This is a genomic window from Acidovorax sp. SDU_ACID1 (assembly GCF_045291395.1).
Lineage (GTDB): Bacteria > Pseudomonadota > Gammaproteobacteria > Burkholderiales > Burkholderiaceae_C > MR-S7.
This window is the reverse complement of record NZ_CP152342.1, coordinates 4,732,096-4,749,390: the sequence shown is the minus strand read 5'-3', so window position 1 is coordinate 4,749,390 and position 17,295 is coordinate 4,732,096. Positions and strand designations below refer to the sequence as shown.

The window sequence follows — 17,295 nt, the reverse complement described above, 5'->3', positions numbered from 1 at the left end:
CTGACGCGCGGAGTGCATTACGCCCGCTGGACTTCGCCGCGGGAATTCATCCATTTGCCCACCGCCACAACCAGGACCGCACCGGCCGCAGCCGCCACATAGTGCAGCCAGGGGTGGCCGATGGCGTAGTCGTGCAGCACGTTGTCGTGCACGATGGTTTCGCCGCCCACCCAGCCGATCAGGGCCGCGCCCAGCGTGACGATGACGGGGAAGCGGTCCATGAGCTTGATCATGAGCGTGGAGCCGAAGATGACCAGCGGAATGCTGATGGCCAGGCCCAGGATCAGCAGCAGCATGTCGCCCTGGGCAGTAGCGGCAACGGCGATCACGTTGTCCAGGCTCATCACGAGATCTGCGATCAGGATGGTACGGATGGCAGCGAACATGGTGCCGGTGCCTTTGGATTCGCCGTCCTCGTCCTCCTCGCCGGTCAGCAGCTGGTAGCCGATCCACAGCAGCAGCAGGCCGCCCACGATCTGCAGGAAGGACAGCTCCAGCAGCTTGGCGGCCACGACGGTGAGCACAATGCGCAGCACCACGGCCGCGCCGGAGCCGAACATGACGGCCTTCTTCTGCTGCTCGGGAGGCAGCGAGCGTGCTGCCAGGGCGATGACGACGGCGTTGTCGCCGGAAAGAATGATGTTGATCCAGACGATCTTCACCAGGCCGATCCAGAAATCGGCATTGCTCAGGTACTCCATGATGGCTCCAGTGTTATGAATCGAAAACGCCAGCCTGGATGTCCAAGCTGGCGTTTCTTTTGTGTTGGAACCGACAGTGTAGAGAGAGCAGGCCCTCTCGCGCGTGCGTAATTCTGCGTAACCCGGGCGCAGGCGCCCGGGCGGCGGTGGGATTACAGCAGGCCCTTGAGCAGGCGGCCCATCTCGGACGGGTTGCGGGTAATGGTGAAACCGCACTCTTCCATGATGGCCAGCTTGGCATCGGCCGTGTCGGCGCCGCCGGAGATCAGCGCGCCGGCGTGGCCCATGCGCTTGCCGGGAGGCGCGGTGACACCGGCGATGAAGCCGACGATGGGCTTCTTCATGTTGGCCTTGCACCAGCGGGCGGCCTCGGCTTCGTCGGGGCCGCCGATTTCGCCGATCATGATGACGGCGTCGGTGTCGGGATCGTCGTTGAAGGCCTTCATCACGTCGATGTGCTTGAGGCCGTTGATCGGGTCGCCGCCGATGCCCACGGCGCTCGACTGGCCGATGCCCAGCTCGGTGAGCTGTGCCACGGCTTCATAGGTCAGCGTGCCGGAGCGCGACACCACGCCCACGCGGCCCTTCTTGTGGATGTGGCCGGGCATGATGCCGATCTTGATCTCGTCGGGCGTGATCAGGCCGGGGCAGTTGGGGCCCAGCAGCAGGGTCTTCTTGCCGCCGGCGGCTTCCTTGGCCTTCATCTTGTTGCGCACTTCGAGCATGTCGCGCACGGGGATGCCTTCGGTGATGCAGATGGCCAGGTCAAGGTCGGCTTCCACGGCTTCCCAGATCGCGGCGGCGGCGCCCGCGGGCGGCACGTAGATCACGGAAACGGTGGCACCGGTTTCCTTGGCGGCGTCCTTCACCGATGCGTAGATCGGAATGTTGAAGATCGACTCGCCCGCCTTCTTGGGGTTCACGCCGGCGACGAAGCAGTTCTTGCCGTTCGCGTATTCCTGGCACTTTTCCGTGTGGAACTGGCCGGTCTTGCCGGTGATGCCCTGGGTGATGACCTTGGTGTCTTTGTTGATGTAAATCGACATGTTCTGCTCTCCAGGGCTTAACGGACGGCTTCGACGATCTTCGTGGCCGCTTCGGCCATGGTGTCGGCGCTGATGATGGGCAGGCCGGATTCGGCCAGCATCTTCTTGCCCAGCTCTTCGTTCGTGCCCTTCATGCGCACGACCAGCGGCACCTGCAGGTTCACGGCCTTGCAGGCGGTGATGACGCCGGTGGCGATGGTGTCGCACTTCATGATGCCGCCGAAGATGTTGACCAGGATGCCCTTGACCTTGGGGTTCTTGAGCATGATCTTGAAGGCTTCGGTCACCTTCTCGGGGGTGGCGCCGCCGCCCACGTCGAGGAAGTTGGCCGGCTCGCCGCCGAACAACTTGATGGTGTCCATCGTCGCCATGGCCAGGCCGGCGCCGTTCACCAGGCAGCCGATGTTGCCGTCCAGGCTGATGTAGGCCAGGTCGAACTTGGAGGCCTCGATTTCAGCGGGGTCTTCCTCGTCCAGGTCGCGCAGGGCCACGATCTCGGGATGGCGGAACAGCGCGTTGGAGTCGAAGTTGAACTTGGCGTCCAGCGCGGTCAGGTTGCCCTTGGAGTCGCAGTTCAGCGGGTTGATCTCGACCAGCGACGCGTCCGTGTCCATGTAGCACTTGTAGAGCTTGGCGAACAGGTCCACGGCCTGGTCCACCGAAGCGCCCGTCAGGCCGATGGCCGCAGCGACCTTCTTGGACTGGTCGGCGGTGATGCCGGTGAGCGGGTCGATCATCTCGGTGATGATCTTCTCGGGCGTGGAGTGGGCCACTTCCTCGATGTCCATGCCGCCTTCGCTCGACGCGATCAGGGCGACCTTCTGCGTGGCGCGGTCGGTGACGAGCGAGATGTAGAGTTCGTTCTTGATGTCGGCGCCGTCTTCGATGTACAGGCGGCGCACCTTCTGGCCTTCGGGGCCGGTCTGGTGGGTCTTGAGCTGCATGCCCAGGATCTCGCCGGCCAGCTTCTTGACGTCGTCGATGGTCTTGGCCACCTTCACGCCGCCGCCCTTGCCGCGGCCGCCGGCGTGGATCTGGGCCTTCACGACCCACACGGGGCCGCCGAGCTTCTGAGCGGCTTCCACGGCTTCCTGCACCGTGAAAGCGGGAATGCCGCGCGGAACGGGCACACCAAAACTGCGCAAGATTTCCTTGCCTTGGTATTCGTGAATCTTCATGAGGTCTCTCTCAGGGGAAGGATGGGTTGACCCGTTGCCGCCGAAACGCTCAAGCTGACCGCAGGCTCGGGACTGGCAGCCGGTAAATGTATCATGCTGCGGCGCACCATATCCATGGCGGCCATTACGTACTACCGAAGAGGAGCACCCCATGCCCAAGGTCTTTATCGATGGCGAGGCAGGCACCACGGGCCTGCAGATTCGCGAGCGCCTGCAGGCCATGCCGCAGGTCGAGCTGGTCAGCATCGCGCCCGAGCTGCGCAAGGATGCCGACGCCAAGCGCGCCCTGATGGCCGGCGTGGACCTGGTCATCCTGTGCCTGCACGACGACGCCGCGCGCGAGTCCGTGGCGCTCATCGACAGCCTGCCTGGCAAGAAGCCCCGCATCATCGACGCCAGCACCGCCCACCGCGTGGCCGAGGGCTGGACCTTCGGTTTTCCCGAGCTGTCGCGCGATCAGCGCGCCGCCGTGCAGCAGGCCGAACGCGTGGCCAACCCCGGCTGCTATTCCACGGGCGCGATCGCCCTGCTGCGCCCCCTGGTCGACGCGGGCGTGCTGCCGCCGGACTACCCCGTGACCCTGCCCGCCGTCAGCGGCTACTCGGGCGGCGGCCGCCAGATGATCGAGGCGTACGAAGCGGGCGGCGCGCCGGCCTACGAGCTGTATGCGCTGGGCCTGCAGCACAAGCACCTGCCAGAGATCGTGCGCTACGGCCGGCTCACGCGCCGGCCCATCTTCATGCCCGCCGTGGGCAATTTCGACCAGGGCATGCTGGTCGAGCTGCCGCTGCATCTGGATCTGCTGCCCGGCCGTCCCACGCTCGCCAAGCTGCAGGACATCTATGCACAGCACTACGCAGGCAGCGAATGGGTCACGGTGGAAGAGGCGCCCGCATCGGGCAAGCTGGACGCGGTCGCGCTGAAGAACACCAACCAGCTGGAGATCCGCGTGTTCGGCAACGAGGACGCGGGCCAGGCCGTGGCCGTGGCGCGCCTGGACAACCTGGGCAAGGGCGCCAGCGGCGCTGCGGTGCAGAACCTCAGGCTGATGCTGGGGCTGTAACGCAAAAACCATAGCTGGTTGCGCTTTTCAGCAACGGGTTTCAGCGCGAAAATACCCTGAAACCCTTGCATAGCAAGCGCAAGCCGCTCACTTTTTCAGGCACGCCCCATCCGCTGGAACAAGCCGCCCGGCAGGCGCGCCACCTGGCCGTCCAGCTCCAGCTCCAGCAGGCGCACCTGCAGCGCGGCGGCATCCAGGCCGGTGCGCGCGCCCAGTGCGTCCACCCCCATGGGGTCGAAGCCCAGCGCCTGCAGCACGGCGTCGCCGTGCGCCTGTGGCGCCTGCTCCTGCGCGACCGGCACGGGCGTTGCGGGCGGCAGGCGCAGCTCTTCCAGCACGTCCTGCGCGGTTTCCACCAGCTTCGCGCCCTGGCGGATCAGCGCATGGCAGCCGCGCGACTGCGGCGCGTGGACGGAGCCGGGGATGGCGAACACCTCGCGCCCCTGCTCCGCCGCCAGGCGCGCGGTGATCAGCGAGCCGGAGGCGAGCGCCGCCTCCACCACCAGCGTGCCTTGCGACAGGCCCGAGATGATGCGGTTGCGCTTGGGAAAGTTAGCCGGCAGCGGCGGCGTGCCCAACGGGTATTCGCTGACCACCAGCCCGTGGCGCGCGATGCGGTGCGCCAGCTCCCGATTGCGGGACGGATAGACCCGGTCCAGCCCCGTGCCGACGACGGCGATGGTGGCGGGCGTAGACGGATCGGGTTCGGCCGCATCCAGCAGCGCGCCCTCGTGCGCGGCCGCATCGACCCCCAGCGCCAGCCCGGAGACGATGCACAGGCCCGCACCGCGCAGCGCCCGCGCGAACTGCCGCGCATGGTCCACGCCCTGGGCCGTGGGATTGCGGCTGCCCACCATCGCCAGGCAGCCCGCAGGCGCGAACGCATGCGGCGCCTGCACGCAGCGCGGCGCGCCCAGCAGGTAGAGCAGCAGCGGCGGGTCTTCCGTGGCCAGCAGGGCCGGCGGGTAGGCGGCGTCGCCCAGCGTGACGATGGCGCGCGCGGCCTGGCCCTCGGCGGGCGCGCGCCCCTCCTGCAGCCATTGCCAGGTGCGCTCCAGCAGGGCGTCCAACTCCGGCGCCGGCGTGGCCAGCGCGCGCGCCTGCGCGGCACTCACGCAGGCCTGCCAGGCCTGCTCGTCCTGCGCAAAGATCCGCTGCGGCAGGCCGAAGGCGGCCAGCAGGCGACGCGCCGCACCGTTGCCCACCCCGGGGGCCAAGGTCAGCCGCAGCCAGGCCGCGAGTTCGTCGCGCTGCATGCTCCAGGCTGCGCGGAAATTATTCGGGATTGACCAGCCGGTCGCCCACCTGCACGGGCCGCTGCGACTGCAGGATCAGCGCGTAGGACACGCGGTCGAAGGTGAGGAACACCATCGCCAGGCCGTTGGCCTCGCTGGGCAGGCGGATCATGGCGCGCTCGCTGTCGGTCTTGTCGCGCACGCGCTCCTCCTTGGTCAGCAGCGTAAGCACGTGGCCCGCCTCCATGCCGTCGGCGGTGCCGCGGTTGATGGTGATGACCTGGTTCTGCGCCGCGTTGGACACGGTAGTGCTGCCGTAGAGCGACACCACGCGCGCGTCAACCTCTTCCCGCGGCGCGCGCGGCACATAGTTGACGAAGCCGCGCCGCGGCGCGGGCAACAGGCGGTCGCCCAGGCGGATTTCTTCCTTGGCACCGCTCAGGTCGACCGTGGCAGGCACGACCTCCACGCGGGAGGCATCGTCCGGTGCCGCTGCGGTTGTTTCACTGCGCACCAGTTCCGCGCGGCCCACGTACTGCGCCTCATAGCCCAGGACTTCGCCCGTCACAGGGTCCTTCAAGGCCACGGCGTTGCGGAACACGCGGTATTGGCGCGGGACGCCGGGCTCCAGTTCCAGCGGATGGCCCTGCGCGCCGCGCACATAGGCGCGGTCGCCATTGCCCATGATCACGCGCTCGTCGCGCGTGGCGACGATGCGAGGCGCCTGCTCCAGCGTCAACTCGTCCACCACCAGCGGCTGCACGAGGAAAGGCTCGATCAGGTGCGGCTTGAGCGTAGGCAGCGCCGTACCCACCAGACTGTCCGAACGCGTGCGGGGCGAAATGCGCACCGTCTCGTCGCCGCTACCGCCGGGGCTGGTGCGCAGGCGCGCGTAGCCGCCGTCCTTCTCCAGATACAGCGTCTGGCCGGGAAAGATCAGGTGCGGATTGGGAATGGACTGCAGGTTCATGCCCCACAGCTCGGGCCAGCGCCAGGGGCGCTTGAGGTACATGCCGGAAATACCCCAGAGCGTGTCGCCGCGCTGGACCACGTAGGTGTCGGGCGCATTGGGCGCCAGCTCGGACAAGGGGACGCCGCGCGAGGCCACCTGCTGCGCCGTGGCGCGCTGCGCGGGCGTGATGGGATAGTTCTGCGCCTGCACCGCCCCGGCCGCCAGGGCCCCCGCCAGCACGGCCAGCGTGCTGAAGGCCGTGGCGCGCACGCGGGCGGCTGCCGTCATATTGTTCCTCTTGTCATGCATGTGAAAGACGCCCCTCTCGCTGGCAGCGCAGTTAATTGATTTACAAAAGAAACTGCCGCACTACGTTACAAACCATTTGAGATTCTGTGCTCAAGCCCTTGATTCGGCAACGATTATTGCTCCGGCATACTGCAAGCCCCGGCAAAAGTGGCGAAAATAGCGACATATTCAGCGCTCTGCCATGGCCATTCTCCCCATTCTCTGTTACCCCGATCCGCGCCTGCACAAGGTGGCCCAGCCCGTGAAAGCGGTGGACGACCGCGTGCGCGCCGTGCTGGACGACATGCTCGCCACCATGTACGACGCCAACGGCATCGGCCTGGCCGCCACGCAGGTGGACGTGCACGAGCGCATCGTGGTGATCGACGTGTCCGAGGAGCGCGATACGCCATTGGTTCTCATCAACCCCGAGATCACCTGGGCCAGCGATGAAAAGCAGGTGGGCGACGAAGGGTGCCTGTCCGTGCCCGGCATCTACGACGGCGTGGAACGCTCGACGGCCGTGCACGTGCGCGCGCTGGACCGCGAAGGCCAGCCCCGCACGATCGAGGCCGAGGGCCTGCTGGCCGTGTGCATCCAGCACGAGATGGACCACCTGATGGGCAAGGTGTTCGTCGAATACCTCTCGCCGCTCAAGCGCAACCGCATCAAGACCAAGCTGCTCAAGCAGCAGAAGCAGGCCGAGCGCGCATGACCAGGCGCCTGGCCAGCCTGATGCTGGCCACCGTGCTGGTGGCGGGTTGCGCCGTGCCCGAGTGGCAGGCGCCCGGCACGCCCCGCGCCGAGGTGGAACGCGCCATGGGCCGCCCCACGCTCGCGGTGCCGCTCGCAGGCGGCGGCGAGCGCCTGGTCTACAGCCGCCAGCCCGCCGGGCAGCAGGTCTACCACCTGGACTTCGACGCGCAGCAGCGCCTCGCACGCGTCACGCAGGCGCTCACGCTGGAGGCGTTCCAGTCCTTGCGCAACGGCGAGGACACGCGCACCAGCGTGCTGCAGCGCTTCGGTCCGCCCGCGCTCGTGGAGCACGTGGCCCGCTTCACGGGCGACGTCTGGACCTACCGCATCCTCGAACACGGCATCCCGCGCCAGGCCCACGTGCACATCGACCCGGCCGGCGTGGTGCGCCGCGTCATGTTCACCGACGAACGCACTTTCGACCGGGACCCGGCACGATGAACGTCATTTTCGCGGGCACGCCCGATTTCGCGCGCGTGGCCCTGGAGCGGCTCCTGGCCGCCGGCTTCACCGTTCCCCTGGTGCTGACCCAGCCCGACCGGCCCGCCGGCCGCGGCATGAAGCTGCAGGCCTCGCCCGTCAAGCAGTGCGCGCTGGAGCACGGCATCGCCGTCGCCCAGCCGCGCAGCCTGCGCCTGGACGGCAAGTACCCCGACGAGGCCGCCGCCGCGCAGGCCGCCATCGCTGCCGCCGGGGCCGACGCGATGGTGGTCGCCGCCTACGGGCTGATCCTTCCGCAATGGGTGCTCGACGCCCCGCGCCTGGGCTGCCTCAACATCCACGCCAGCCTGTTGCCGCGCTGGCGCGGCGCGGCGCCCATCCACCGCGCCATCGAGGCCGGCGACGCCGAGACGGGCGTGACCATCATGCAGATGGACGCCGGCCTGGACACGGGCGACATGCTGCTCGTGGAAAAGACCGCCATCGCCCCCGCCGACACCACGGCCACGCTGCACGACCGGCTGGCGGAGATGGGCGGGCGGCTCATCGTGCAGGCGCTGGAGCAGGCCGCGCACGGCGGCCTCGCCGCCACGCCGCAGCCCGCCGAGGGCGTGACCTACGCGCACAAGATCGAGAAGGCCGAGAGCAGCATCGACTGGCGCCAGGACGCGGCGCGGATCGCCCGGCGCGTGCGCGCGTTCGACCCGTTCCCTGGCGCATCCACCGCACTGGGCACAGACGCCATCAAGGTATGGCGCTGCGAAATCGATAGCTGCCCGCGCTTGCTGGACAAGCGCGAAGGCCAGATTTTGCATATAGACGACGACGGCATCACCGTGGCCTGTGGCGAAGGCACGGCGCTGCGCCTGACCGTGCTGCAGCGTGCCGGAGGCAAGCGCCTGGCGGCTGCGGACTTCCTGCGCGGGTTTCCCCTGCAGCCCGGCCAGGTGCTGGGATGAACCTGCACACGCTGCGCGGCTGGCTGCGCGACCCGTGGTTCCGCACGGGCGTGGGCGACATGCTGGGCACCAGCCTGGGCATCGCCGCCTGGGGCCTGGTCACGGGCGTGGCCATGGTCAAGACCGGCCTGTCCGCGCCCCTGGCCATCTTCATGTCACTGGTGGTGTATGCCGGCAGCGCGCAACTGGCCGTGCTGCCGCTCATGGCGGCGGGCGCTCCGCTGTGGGTGATCTGGCTCACGGCCGCCTGCGTGAACCTGCGCTTCGTGATCTTCAGCAGCATGTGGCGCAGCTATTTCGCCTACCTGCCGCGCAAGCAGCGGCTGGCGCTGGGCTACTTCAGCGGCGACGTGATCTTCGTGGGCTTCATGAAGCGCTTCCCCAAGCTGGAATCGCAGCCCGAGCAGCTGCCCTATTTCTGGGGCGCGGCGTCGTCCAACTGGCTGGCGTGGCAGCTGCCCTCCATCATCGGCATCCTGCTGGCCAACGTGATCCCGCTCTCGTGGGGCCTGGGCTTCGCGGGCGTGCTGGCGCTGCTGGGCATCCTGCTGTCCATGCTGTCGGACCGTGCCACCTGGCTCTCCACCCTGGTGGCCGCCACGGCGGCCATCGCCACCTTCGCGCTGCCGCTCAAGCTCAACATCCTGGTGGCCATCGCCGCGGCCGTGGCGGCGGGACTGCTGGCCGAGGCCGCCGAGCGCTCGCTGCGCCGCGCCCGCGCGCACACGCCGGGAGGCGGCGCGTGAGCTGGGACTGGCTCTACCCTGCCGCCGCCATCCTGGGCCTGGCGGTGCTCACCGTGCTCACGCGGGCGTTCTTCATGATTCCCGAGCGCGACCTGCCCATGCCCGACTGGCTGCGCCGGGGCCTCAAATACGCGCCGCTGGCTGCCCTGGCGGCCGTGATCGCGCCGGAGCTGCTCATGAGCCAGGGCGCGCTGATCCAGACGCTGGCCGACGCGCGCATCCCCGCCGTGGCCTGCGCCGCCGGCTACTACTTCTGGCGCCGGGGCATCCTGGGGACCATCGTCGTGGGCATGGCGGTGTACCTGCCCCTGCACATCGGCCTGGGCTGGTGAGCGGGGTGCGCCGCCTACAATGCGGCGCGATTTCCAGCACTCCTACGCCCAGACAGCCATGCACATTCTTCGCTTCTCCGACCTCTGCGCCCAGGGCAAGGCCCAGGGCCAGCGCGTGTTCATCCGCGCCGACCTCAACGTGCCGCAGGACGATGCCGGCCGCATCACCGAGGACACGCGCATCCGCGCATCCGTGCCCTGCATCCGCATGGCGCTGGACGCCGGCGCCGCCGTCATGGTGACAAGCCACCTGGGCCGCCCCACCGAAGGCGAATTCAAGCCCGCCGATTCGCTCGCTCCCGTGGCCCGGCGCCTGTCGGAGCTGCTGGGCCGCGACGTGCCCCTGGTCGCCGACTGGGTGGACGGCGTGCAGGTGCAGCCCGGCCAGGTGGTGCTGCTGGAGAACTGCCGCGTGAACAAAGGCGAGAAGAAGAACAGCCCCGAACTGGCGCAGAAGATGGCCGCCCTGTGCGACATTTACGTGAACGACGCCTTCGGCACGGCCCACCGCGCCGAGGGCACGACCTACGGCATCGCCGAATACGCAAGGCAAGCCTGCGCCGGCCCGCTGCTGGCCGCCGAGATCGACGCCATCACCCAGGCCCTGGCCAATCCGAAGCGCCCGCTGGTCGCCATCGTGGCGGGCAGCAAGGTATCGACCAAGCTCACCATCCTGCAGAGCCTGTCGAAGAACGTGGACGGGCTGGTGGTGGGCGGCGGCATCGCCAACACCTTCATGCTGGCCGCGGGCCTGCCCATCGGCAAGTCGCTGGCCGAGCCCGATCTGGTGGGCGAGGCCAAGGCCGTGATCGAGGCCATGAAGGCGCGCGGCGCCGAGGTGCCGATCCCCACTGACGTGGTGGTCGCCAAGACCTTCGCGGCTGATGCGCCCGCCACCGTGAAGCAGGCCGCCGACGTGGCCGAGGACGACCTGATCCTCGACATCGGCCCCGAGACCGCCGCGCGCCTGGCCGCGCAGCTGAAGCAGGCCGGCACCATCGTCTGGAACGGCCCCGTGGGCGTGTTCGAGTTCGACGCCTTCGCGGGCGGCACCAAGGCGATCGCCCAGGCCATCGCCGAGTCCAGCGCCTTCAGCATCGCGGGCGGCGGCGACACGCTGGCGGCCATCGCCAAGTACGGCATCGAGAAAAACGTGGGCTACATCTCCACGGGCGGCGGCGCTTTCCTGGAGGTGCTGGAAGGCAAAAAGCTGCCGGCCTTCGAGATCCTGGAAAAGCGCGCGGCGTCCTGACAAAACAACAGCACTCAGGGTCGGGCGCGCCAAAAAACGACATTTCTCTTGTTTTTGGCGAGGGCTCCGCTCAGAATCGTGCGCAAACGTGTGAGATACGCAACATTCGTATCTCACATTTGTCTTTTGTGAGAAGGAGGGAGCCATGTCTTTCATCAAGACTCTCGGGTGGACCGTCACCGCAGGCACCATGTGCCTGCTGGCAGGTTGCAGCAACGCGCCGATTCCATTGGCCAAGAATTTCGAACTGACATCTCAGTACAAGGTGCGGTCGGCCGGCCACTGGGAGCTGGTATCGCGCGACGTTGCGGCCCAGACCCGCTCGGCCCTGGAAAAGGCGGGTTATGGCGCTGGCACCCCCATGCATGTCGCGCCTCCTCCGAACCCGACCGCATTCGATCTCGCATTCCGTGATTTCCTCATCACTGAATTCGTGCAAAGCGGCGCCACCGTCCACCAGCAGCCCGGCGCGGGCCTGGATGTGACCTACCACGCCCAGGTGGTCCGCCACAACAGCGACCGTCCGCACTTCATTCCAGGCCAGTACACCATGCTCGCAGCCGGCATCATGGCCGCCTACGGCCTGCGCCATGAGCATGTCGACACGCAGCTGCTGGCCGCACTGGGCCTCACGGCAGCGGCCGATTACGCAAGCAGCATCAACTCCGGCGGGCCGACGAACACCGAACTGGTCCTGACCACCACCGTTTCGCGTGGCGGCCAGTACCTGTCGCGCACAACCGATGTGTACTACCTCGAAAACGCCGACACGCCGCTGTTCCTGCGCCCCTCGCACTACCGCGCCGTCAACATGAAGGTGGTGTCGCAATGAAGCGCGCATTTCTATTGACCCTGGCCTCCTCGGCCCTCCTGCTGGCCGGCTGCGCTCAAAAAGCTCCCCCATTGCGCGCGGAGCCGAGCTACAAGGAGGCGATCAACGCCCCGCTGCTGCAGAGCAGCCGCGAAGCAGTAGGCCGCCTCGTGGCAAGCCTCGACACGGCCGCCACGGGCCCTGGCCCGGTGCTCGTAGCCACCGTGGTGGACGTGAATGACCTGAGCCGCTCGGCACCGCTGGGGCGTACGCTGTCGGAGCAATACGCCAACGCCATGGCCGCCACCGGCTTCGACGTGAAAGAGATCAAGCTGCGTGGCGATGTCTTCGTGAAGGAAGGCGCAGGCGAATTACTGCTCTCGCGCGAGGTCAAGGACATCGCTCGCCACCACAACGCTTCCATGGTGCTCGTGGGCACGTTCTCGCCTGCGGCGGACTACACCTACGTGAGCCTCAAGCTCGTGCGCACGGAAGACAGCCGCATCATCCGCGGCCACGACTACGCGCTGCCCAACGACCGCGACGTGCGCCGCCTGCTGGTCTCTCGCTGAAGCACGACTCCTCCTGCTCAGGCCGCCGTATACCGGCGGCCTTTCTTTTGCTATTTAAAAGTGAGCTGTTAGCGCTTACCCATCAAGCGCCAGAGGCCGTTTTGACTGATGAACGTGATGGCCACAGCACCGACGCGATGGCCACCACCATCAGCCCCACGGCCGTCCAGTCCTGCCAGTGCAGGACCTCGCCCAGCCAGAGCGCGCCGCTGAACACGCCGATCACCGGGATCATCATCACGCTGAGCGTGGAGGCCACCGGCGGCAGCGTGCGCACCAGGAAGAACCACGCCGTCTGCGCGAAGCCCAGCACCAGCAGGCCGTTGTAGAGGATGGCCGTCCAGGCCTGCGCGTCGGGAGCACGCCACTGGGACCGCTCGAACGTGACGGCCAGCACGGTGAGCACCGCACAGGTCAGCGCCACCATCCAGAACGACAGCGTGAGCAGCGGCACCGGCACGTGCAGCCGGCGCATCAATTGCGTGCCCATGGCCCAGCTCGCGGCCGAGACCAGGATCAGCACCATGCCCACGGGCCGGCTGCCCAGCGCGCCCACCTCGTGCCACAGCAGCAGCACCACGCCGAGCGCTGCGGCCGCCACGCCGCCCCAGGCGCGGCCGGCCAGCCGGTCGCCGAAGCACAGCGCGCCGATTACGGCCGAGAAGATCGGCATGGTGTAGCCCAGGATGGCCGCGCGGCCGCTGGACAGCAGCGGGATCGCCACGATCATCAGCACGTGCCACAGCACCATGTTCGTGAGCGTGAGCAGCACCACCCGCCCCCAGTGGGCGCGCGCAATGGCGAAGGGCGCCTTCTGCTGCCACATCACCAGCGCCAGGATGGGCAGGCCCATCCACAGCGAACTCATGCGGAAGGTGAGCGGCGGGAAATGCGACACGCCCATCTTCATCACCGGCCAGTTGAAGCCCCACACCAGGGTCAGGAGCACGAGGACGACGAGCTGGCGGCGGGAGAAGACGGGCATGGGCCGCGATTGTGCCGCCCGGCCACCGCCCGCGCTGGCCGGCCACCTAAAATCCCCGCCCTATGACCTTCCTCGACATGCTGCGCGACGCCACCACGCGCAACGACTCCCTGCTGTGCGTGGGCCTGGACCCCGAACCCACGCGCTTTCCCGAGGGCCTGCGCGGCGACGCGCACCGCATCTACGACTTCTGCGCCGCCATCGTGGACGCCACGTGCGACTTGGTCTGCGCCTTCAAGCCGCAGATCGCCTACTTCGCCGCGCACCGCGCCGAAGACCAGCTCGAACGCCTGATGCAGCACATGCGCTGCAACGCGCCCCACGTGCCCGTGATCCTGGACGCCAAGCGCGGCGACATCGGTTCCACCGCCGAGCAGTACGCGCGCGAGGCCTTTGAGCGCTACGGTGCCGACGCCGTGACGCTCTCGCCCTTCATGGGCTTCGACTCCATCGCGCCCTACCTGGAGTACCACGGCAAGGGCGCCTTCCTGCTGTGCCGCACCTCCAACCCCGGCGGCGACGACCTGCAGGCCCAGCGCCTGGCCAGCGTGGAAGGCCAGCCGCTGCTCTACGAGCACGTGGCGAGCCTGGCCCAGGGCCCGTGGAACAAGAACGGCCAGCTCGGCCTGGTGGTGGGCGCCACCTACCCGGCCGAGATCGAGCGCGTGCGCGCCCTGGCGCCCACGCTGCCGCTGCTGATCCCCGGCGTGGGCGCGCAGGGCGGCGACGCCGCGGCCACCGTGCGCGCGGGGCTGCGCGAGGACGGCCCGATCATCGTCAACTCGTCCCGCGCCGTGCTCTACGCCTCGGGCGACGCCGACTTCGCCGCCGCCGCGCGCAGCGCCGCCCAGGCGACGCGCGCCGCGCTCAACGCCGCGCGCGGCTAGCCCCCGCCTCCGGCCATGCAGCTCAAGTGGCTGGAGGACTTCATCGCGCTCGCCCAAGAGCGCAGCTTCACCCGCGCGGCCGAGCTGCGCCACGTGACCCACCCCGCGTTCGGCCGGCGCATCCGCGCGCTGGAGGCCTGGGCCGGCACGCCGCTCACCGAGCAGGGCGGCGGCCCCGTGCGGCTCACGCCCGCGGGCCAGGCCTTCCTGGAGACCGCGCAGCAGATGGCGCAGGGCCTGGCCCATTCGCACGAGGAGATGCACGCCATCGCCGGGCGGCAGGCGCGCACCGTCACCCTGGCCACCGGCCGCACCCTGGCACGCACGGTGGTGGCCGACTGGCTGGCCCGCATCCAGCCCCTGCTGGAGGGGGGCGAACTGCGCGTGCGCACCTGCGCTCTGGCCGAGTCGGTGGCGATGATCGAGCGCGGCGAGGCCGACTTCACCCTGGCCTACCACCACACATCGCTGGCCGTGCGCCTGGACGCGCGGCAGTTCACCCACCTCACGCCCGCCTCCGACCGCCTGGTGCCCGTGGCGCGCGCCCGCGCCGGCGGCGCGCCGCTGCACCACTTCGGCGGCACGGACACGGTGCCCTACCTCGCCTACTCGCACACGCTGGCGCTCGGCCGGCTGGTGGAGGACCACCTGGCGCACGACCCGCTGGCGCCGCGCCTGGTGCGCGTGGTGGAGTGCGACTCGGCCGACGCCCAGTACGAATACGTGCTGCGCGGCCTGGGCGTGGCCTGGCTGCCCTGGTCCATGGTGCACGCCGACTGCCAGAGCGGCCGGCTGGCCCCCGCGGGCGACCGGCGCATGGAGGTGCGCTTCGACGTGCGCATGTACCGGCCCAAGCGCCGGCTCTCGCCCTGGGCCGAGGCGCTGTGGGCCACGCTGGCGCGCAAGTAAGCCCCCGCACAAACCCGTAGGCTGCGTGCCGATAATGCACGGCTTCGTGCTACTTCGGCACCACGCCACGGCAGGGCCCTCCCACAATGCAGGCACCCACCTTGACCTGCCCATGGAGAACGCCATGCACCCTTCCCGCACTCCCGCCCCGCTGCGCCGCACGCTTCTGGCCGGCGCCGCGCTGCTCGCCGCCGCCAGCCCCGCCGCCTTCGCCCAGGCCCCGGCCTACCCCAGCAAGCCCATCACCATCGTCGTGGGCTACCCGCCCGGCGGCAGCACCGACCTGACGGGCCGTGCCGTGGGCGCGGAGCTGTCCACCCGCCTGGGCGTGCCCGTGGTGATCGAGAACCTCGGTGGCGCGGGCGGCGCCATCGGTGCGCAGAAGGTGGCCAGCAGCGCACCCGACGGCTACACGCTGCTGGTGGGCGCCAACAACGAGATCGCCATCAACAAGCTCGTGACCCAGAAGGTCAAGTACGACATCAAGGACTTCACCGCCATCGGCCTCGTCGCCTCCCAGCCCCTGGTGCTGGTGGCCGGCACGAACACCGGCGTGAAGAACCTCGCCGAGTTCACCGAGCGCGTGCGCAAGAACCCCGGCAAGTTCAGCTACGGCAGCTCGGGCGTGGGCACCTCGCTGCACCTGGCCGGCGAGATGATCAAGGAGCAGGGCAAGCTGTTCATGACGCACATCCCCTACCGCGGCGTGGCGCCGCTCACCAACGACCTGGTGGGCAACAACCTGGAATTCGGCGTGTTCGTGCTCTCCAGCGGCCTGCCGCACATCAAGAGCGGCAAGGTGGTCGCCCTGGGCACCACCGAGGCCAAGCGCTCGGCCGTCGCGCCCGACATCCCGGCGCTGGCCGAATCGGCACAGTACAAGAACGTGGACATCGGCACCTGGTTCGCCCTCATGGCGCCGGCCAACCTGCCCAAGCCCGTGGCCGAACGGCTGAAGAAGGCGCTCAACGAGACGCTGGAGTCGCCCGACTTCCGCAAGCGGATGGAGGCCTCGGGCTCCACCGTGGCATCCACCAGCGTTGACGTGGACCGGTTCCTCGCCACCGAGATCGCCAAGTACAAGAAGATCGTCGAATTCGCCAAGATCGAGGAATGATGAGCGCTCCCCTGACTTTCGCGCTGCCCGCGCCCGACCTCGGCGCCTGGCGCGCCGGCAACACCGGCACCGAGGGCGTGTGGCGCTTCGACTCCGGCGCGCCCGGCCGCCACGTGATGATCACCGCGCTGGTCCACGGCAACGAGCTGTGCGGCGCCTGGGCGCTCAAGGGCCTGCTCGAAGCCGGCGTGCGCCCGGCGCAGGGCACGCTCACGCTGGCGTTCTGCAACCTCGCCGCGTTCGGCCGGTTCGATGCGGCCGACCACGACGCTTCGCGCTTCGTCGAGCAGGACATGAACCGCCAGTGGAGCGACGCACGCATGGACGCCGCCGACACCCTGGAGCGCCGCCGCGCCGCGCAGCTGCGCCCCTTCGTGCGCGAAGCGGACTGGCTGCTCGACCTGCACTCCATGCACGAGCCCAGCGCGCCGCTGCTGCTCACCGGCCCGCACCCTCGCAACCAGGAACTGGCGCGCGCCATGGCCGCGCCCGAGCACATCGTGATCGACGCGGGCCACCAGGACGGCACGCGCATGCGCGACTACGGCCGCTTCGGGCTGCCCGACGCCGAGGCCGGCGGCAGCCGCTCGCTGCTCATCGAATGCGGCTTCCACGGCGACCCGGCCAGCCGCGCCGTGGCCCAGGATCAGTGCCTGCGCTTCCTGCAGGCCGCGGGCACGGTGGATGCCGCCGGCCTGGACCGCCTGCTGCCCGGCTGGCGCCTGCCCGACGCCCCGCGCCAGTGGGCGCTGGAAGTCACCGGCCCGGTGGTCGCCAGGAGCGAGCGCTTCCGTTTCGCCGCGCCCTACACAGGCCTGGAGGTGTTCCCGCAGGCCGGCACCGTGATCGGCGACAACGACGGCGAACCGGTCGCCACGCCCTACGACGACTGCGTGCTCGTCATGCCCTCCACGCGCCAGGCGCGCGCCGGCGTGACCGTGGTGCGCTTCGCGCGGCGGCGCCCGCTGTAGCGGCAATCGCTCCTCGATCGATAGCTGCCAGCGCTTTACCAGTAAGCGCTGGAGCCCGATTTGATCTGAAACCACCTCGGCGCACCGCCGCCGG

General features: G+C 68.9%; 19 protein-coding genes. 13 read left to right on the top strand and 6 right to left on the bottom strand.

Annotated features, from left to right (window positions below):
* Window positions 1-17: 17 nt before the first annotated feature.
* The 3 genes from AAG689_RS23105 to sucC form a co-directional block, all read right to left on the bottom strand.
* Window positions 18-701 carry a TerC family protein gene (locus AAG689_RS23105; RefSeq protein WP_020228808.1) on the bottom strand — a complete coding sequence of 228 codons (684 nt, stop codon included), beginning with the start codon at window positions 699-701 and terminating at the stop codon, window positions 18-20.
* 152 nt (window positions 702-853) lie between these two features.
* Window positions 854-1,747: a succinate--CoA ligase subunit alpha gene (sucD, locus tag AAG689_RS23100; RefSeq protein ID WP_406623956.1), complete on the bottom strand. Its 894-nt coding sequence runs from the start codon at window positions 1,745-1,747 to the stop codon at window positions 854-856.
* A gap of 17 nt (window positions 1,748-1,764) precedes the next feature.
* Window positions 1,765-2,925, bottom strand: coding sequence for an ADP-forming succinate--CoA ligase subunit beta (gene sucC, locus AAG689_RS23095; protein ID WP_406623955.1), 1,161 nt, complete (start codon window positions 2,923-2,925; stop codon window positions 1,765-1,767).
* Between the two features lie 151 nt (window positions 2,926-3,076).
* Between sucC and argC the strand changes: the two genes are divergently transcribed.
* Window positions 3,077-3,988, top strand: a complete 912-nt coding sequence (argC, locus tag AAG689_RS23090) for an N-acetyl-gamma-glutamyl-phosphate reductase (protein WP_406623954.1) — start codon at window positions 3,077-3,079, stop codon at window positions 3,986-3,988.
* 95 nt (window positions 3,989-4,083) lie between these two features.
* Here the strand turns inward: argC and dprA are convergent, their stop codons facing one another.
* Both dprA and AAG689_RS23080 read right to left on the bottom strand, forming a co-directional pair.
* The gene (gene dprA / locus AAG689_RS23085; RefSeq protein ID WP_406623953.1) at window positions 4,084-5,244 is read right to left on the bottom strand and encodes a DNA-processing protein DprA; all 1,161 of its coding nucleotides are present in this window, start codon (window positions 5,242-5,244) and stop codon (window positions 4,084-4,086) included.
* A 19-nt stretch (window positions 5,245-5,263) separates the two neighbouring features.
* A complete protein-coding gene (locus AAG689_RS23080) occupies window positions 5,264-6,463 on the bottom strand; it encodes a LysM peptidoglycan-binding domain-containing protein (protein ID WP_406623952.1) in 1,200 nt (399 codons plus the stop codon).
* Window positions 6,464-6,665: 202 nt separating this feature from the next.
* Between AAG689_RS23080 and def the strand changes: the two genes are divergently transcribed.
* From def to AAG689_RS23040, 8 genes are all read left to right on the top strand, one after another.
* Entirely contained in the window at window positions 6,666-7,178 is a 513-nt protein-coding gene (gene def, locus AAG689_RS23075; RefSeq protein ID WP_020228814.1) for a peptide deformylase, read from the top strand.
* Entirely contained in the window at window positions 7,175-7,660 is a 486-nt protein-coding gene (locus AAG689_RS23070; protein WP_406623951.1) for a hypothetical protein, read from the top strand. Before def ends, AAG689_RS23070 begins: the two co-directional genes overlap by 4 nt.
* The gene (gene fmt / locus AAG689_RS23065) at window positions 7,657-8,619 is read left to right on the top strand and encodes a methionyl-tRNA formyltransferase (RefSeq protein ID WP_406623950.1); all 963 of its coding nucleotides are present in this window, start codon (window positions 7,657-7,659) and stop codon (window positions 8,617-8,619) included. Before AAG689_RS23070 ends, fmt begins: the two co-directional genes overlap by 4 nt.
* Complete coding sequence (locus AAG689_RS23060) at window positions 8,616-9,365, top strand: AzlC family ABC transporter permease (RefSeq protein ID WP_406623949.1); 750 nt, start codon at window positions 8,616-8,618, stop codon at window positions 9,363-9,365. The genes fmt and AAG689_RS23060 overlap by 4 nt, the downstream gene beginning before the upstream one ends.
* On the top strand, window positions 9,362-9,697 hold the full coding sequence (locus tag AAG689_RS23055; RefSeq protein WP_020228818.1) for an AzlD domain-containing protein: 336 nt from the start codon (window positions 9,362-9,364) through the stop codon (window positions 9,695-9,697). The genes AAG689_RS23060 and AAG689_RS23055 overlap by 4 nt, the downstream gene beginning before the upstream one ends.
* Window positions 9,698-9,755: 58 nt before the next feature.
* Window positions 9,756-10,949 carry a phosphoglycerate kinase gene (locus AAG689_RS23050; protein ID WP_406623948.1) on the top strand — a complete coding sequence of 398 codons (1,194 nt, stop codon included), beginning with the start codon at window positions 9,756-9,758 and terminating at the stop codon, window positions 10,947-10,949.
* Between the two features lie 145 nt (window positions 10,950-11,094).
* The gene (locus AAG689_RS23045; RefSeq protein WP_020228820.1) at window positions 11,095-11,781 is read left to right on the top strand and encodes a hypothetical protein; all 687 of its coding nucleotides are present in this window, start codon (window positions 11,095-11,097) and stop codon (window positions 11,779-11,781) included.
* Window positions 11,778-12,332 (top strand): FlgO family outer membrane protein, encoded by a 555-nt coding sequence (locus tag AAG689_RS23040; RefSeq protein ID WP_024001517.1) that lies wholly within the window; start codon window positions 11,778-11,780, stop codon window positions 12,330-12,332. Before AAG689_RS23045 ends, AAG689_RS23040 begins: the two co-directional genes overlap by 4 nt.
* Before the next feature lie 82 nt (window positions 12,333-12,414).
* Here AAG689_RS23040 and AAG689_RS23035 read toward each other — a convergent pair whose 3' ends face one another.
* The gene (locus tag AAG689_RS23035) at window positions 12,415-13,317 is read right to left on the bottom strand and encodes a DMT family transporter (protein WP_406623947.1); all 903 of its coding nucleotides are present in this window, start codon (window positions 13,315-13,317) and stop codon (window positions 12,415-12,417) included.
* Window positions 13,318-13,379: 62 nt separating this feature from the next.
* Here AAG689_RS23035 and pyrF point away from each other — a divergent pair, with 62 nt between their 5' ends.
* From pyrF to AAG689_RS23015, 4 genes are all read left to right on the top strand, one after another.
* Window positions 13,380-14,204 (top strand): orotidine-5'-phosphate decarboxylase, encoded by an 825-nt coding sequence (gene pyrF / locus AAG689_RS23030; RefSeq protein ID WP_406623946.1) that lies wholly within the window; start codon window positions 13,380-13,382, stop codon window positions 14,202-14,204.
* 15 nt (window positions 14,205-14,219) lie between these two features.
* Window positions 14,220-15,113: a LysR family transcriptional regulator gene (locus AAG689_RS23025; protein WP_406623945.1), complete on the top strand. Its 894-nt coding sequence runs from the start codon at window positions 14,220-14,222 to the stop codon at window positions 15,111-15,113.
* A 124-nt stretch (window positions 15,114-15,237) separates the two neighbouring features.
* On the top strand, window positions 15,238-16,230 hold the full coding sequence (locus AAG689_RS23020) for a Bug family tripartite tricarboxylate transporter substrate binding protein (RefSeq protein WP_406623944.1): 993 nt from the start codon (window positions 15,238-15,240) through the stop codon (window positions 16,228-16,230).
* Window positions 16,227-17,201: a succinylglutamate desuccinylase/aspartoacylase family protein gene (locus tag AAG689_RS23015; protein WP_406623943.1), complete on the top strand. Its 975-nt coding sequence runs from the start codon at window positions 16,227-16,229 to the stop codon at window positions 17,199-17,201. The genes AAG689_RS23020 and AAG689_RS23015 overlap by 4 nt, the downstream gene beginning before the upstream one ends.
* The last annotated feature ends 94 nt before the right edge of the window (window positions 17,202-17,295 follow it).

Excerpts from the sequence above, each read along its gene's own strand:
- AAG689_RS23080 (WP_406623952.1), bottom strand. The coding sequence starts at position 6,463 with ATGACGGCAGCCGCCCGCGTGCGCGCCACGGCCTTCAGCACGCTGGCC.
- AAG689_RS23040 (WP_024001517.1), top strand. The coding sequence starts at position 11,778 with ATGAAGCGCGCATTTCTATTGACCCTGGCCTCCTCGGCCCTCCTGCTG.
- sucD (WP_406623956.1), bottom strand. The coding sequence starts at position 1,747 with ATGTCGATTTACATCAACAAAGACACCAAGGTCATCACCCAGGGCATC.
- AAG689_RS23035 (WP_406623947.1), bottom strand. The coding sequence starts at position 13,317 with ATGCCCGTCTTCTCCCGCCGCCAGCTCGTCGTCCTCGTGCTCCTGACC.
- dprA (WP_406623953.1), bottom strand. The coding sequence starts at position 5,244 with ATGCAGCGCGACGAACTCGCGGCCTGGCTGCGGCTGACCTTGGCCCCC.
- AAG689_RS23020 (WP_406623944.1), top strand. The coding sequence starts at position 15,238 with ATGCACCCTTCCCGCACTCCCGCCCCGCTGCGCCGCACGCTTCTGGCC.
- AAG689_RS23045 (WP_020228820.1), top strand. The coding sequence starts at position 11,095 with ATGTCTTTCATCAAGACTCTCGGGTGGACCGTCACCGCAGGCACCATG.
- AAG689_RS23105 (WP_020228808.1), bottom strand. The coding sequence starts at position 701 with ATGGAGTACCTGAGCAATGCCGATTTCTGGATCGGCCTGGTGAAGATC.
- fmt (WP_406623950.1), top strand. The coding sequence starts at position 7,657 with ATGAACGTCATTTTCGCGGGCACGCCCGATTTCGCGCGCGTGGCCCTG.
- def (WP_020228814.1), top strand. The coding sequence starts at position 6,666 with ATGGCCATTCTCCCCATTCTCTGTTACCCCGATCCGCGCCTGCACAAG.
- AAG689_RS23015 (WP_406623943.1), top strand. The coding sequence starts at position 16,227 with ATGATGAGCGCTCCCCTGACTTTCGCGCTGCCCGCGCCCGACCTCGGC.
- pyrF (WP_406623946.1), top strand. The coding sequence starts at position 13,380 with ATGACCTTCCTCGACATGCTGCGCGACGCCACCACGCGCAACGACTCC.
- AAG689_RS23050 (WP_406623948.1), top strand. The coding sequence starts at position 9,756 with ATGCACATTCTTCGCTTCTCCGACCTCTGCGCCCAGGGCAAGGCCCAG.
- argC (WP_406623954.1), top strand. The coding sequence starts at position 3,077 with ATGCCCAAGGTCTTTATCGATGGCGAGGCAGGCACCACGGGCCTGCAG.
- sucC (WP_406623955.1), bottom strand. The coding sequence starts at position 2,925 with ATGAAGATTCACGAATACCAAGGCAAGGAAATCTTGCGCAGTTTTGGT.
- AAG689_RS23070 (WP_406623951.1), top strand. The coding sequence starts at position 7,175 with ATGACCAGGCGCCTGGCCAGCCTGATGCTGGCCACCGTGCTGGTGGCG.
- AAG689_RS23025 (WP_406623945.1), top strand. The coding sequence starts at position 14,220 with ATGCAGCTCAAGTGGCTGGAGGACTTCATCGCGCTCGCCCAAGAGCGC.
- AAG689_RS23060 (WP_406623949.1), top strand. The coding sequence starts at position 8,616 with ATGAACCTGCACACGCTGCGCGGCTGGCTGCGCGACCCGTGGTTCCGC.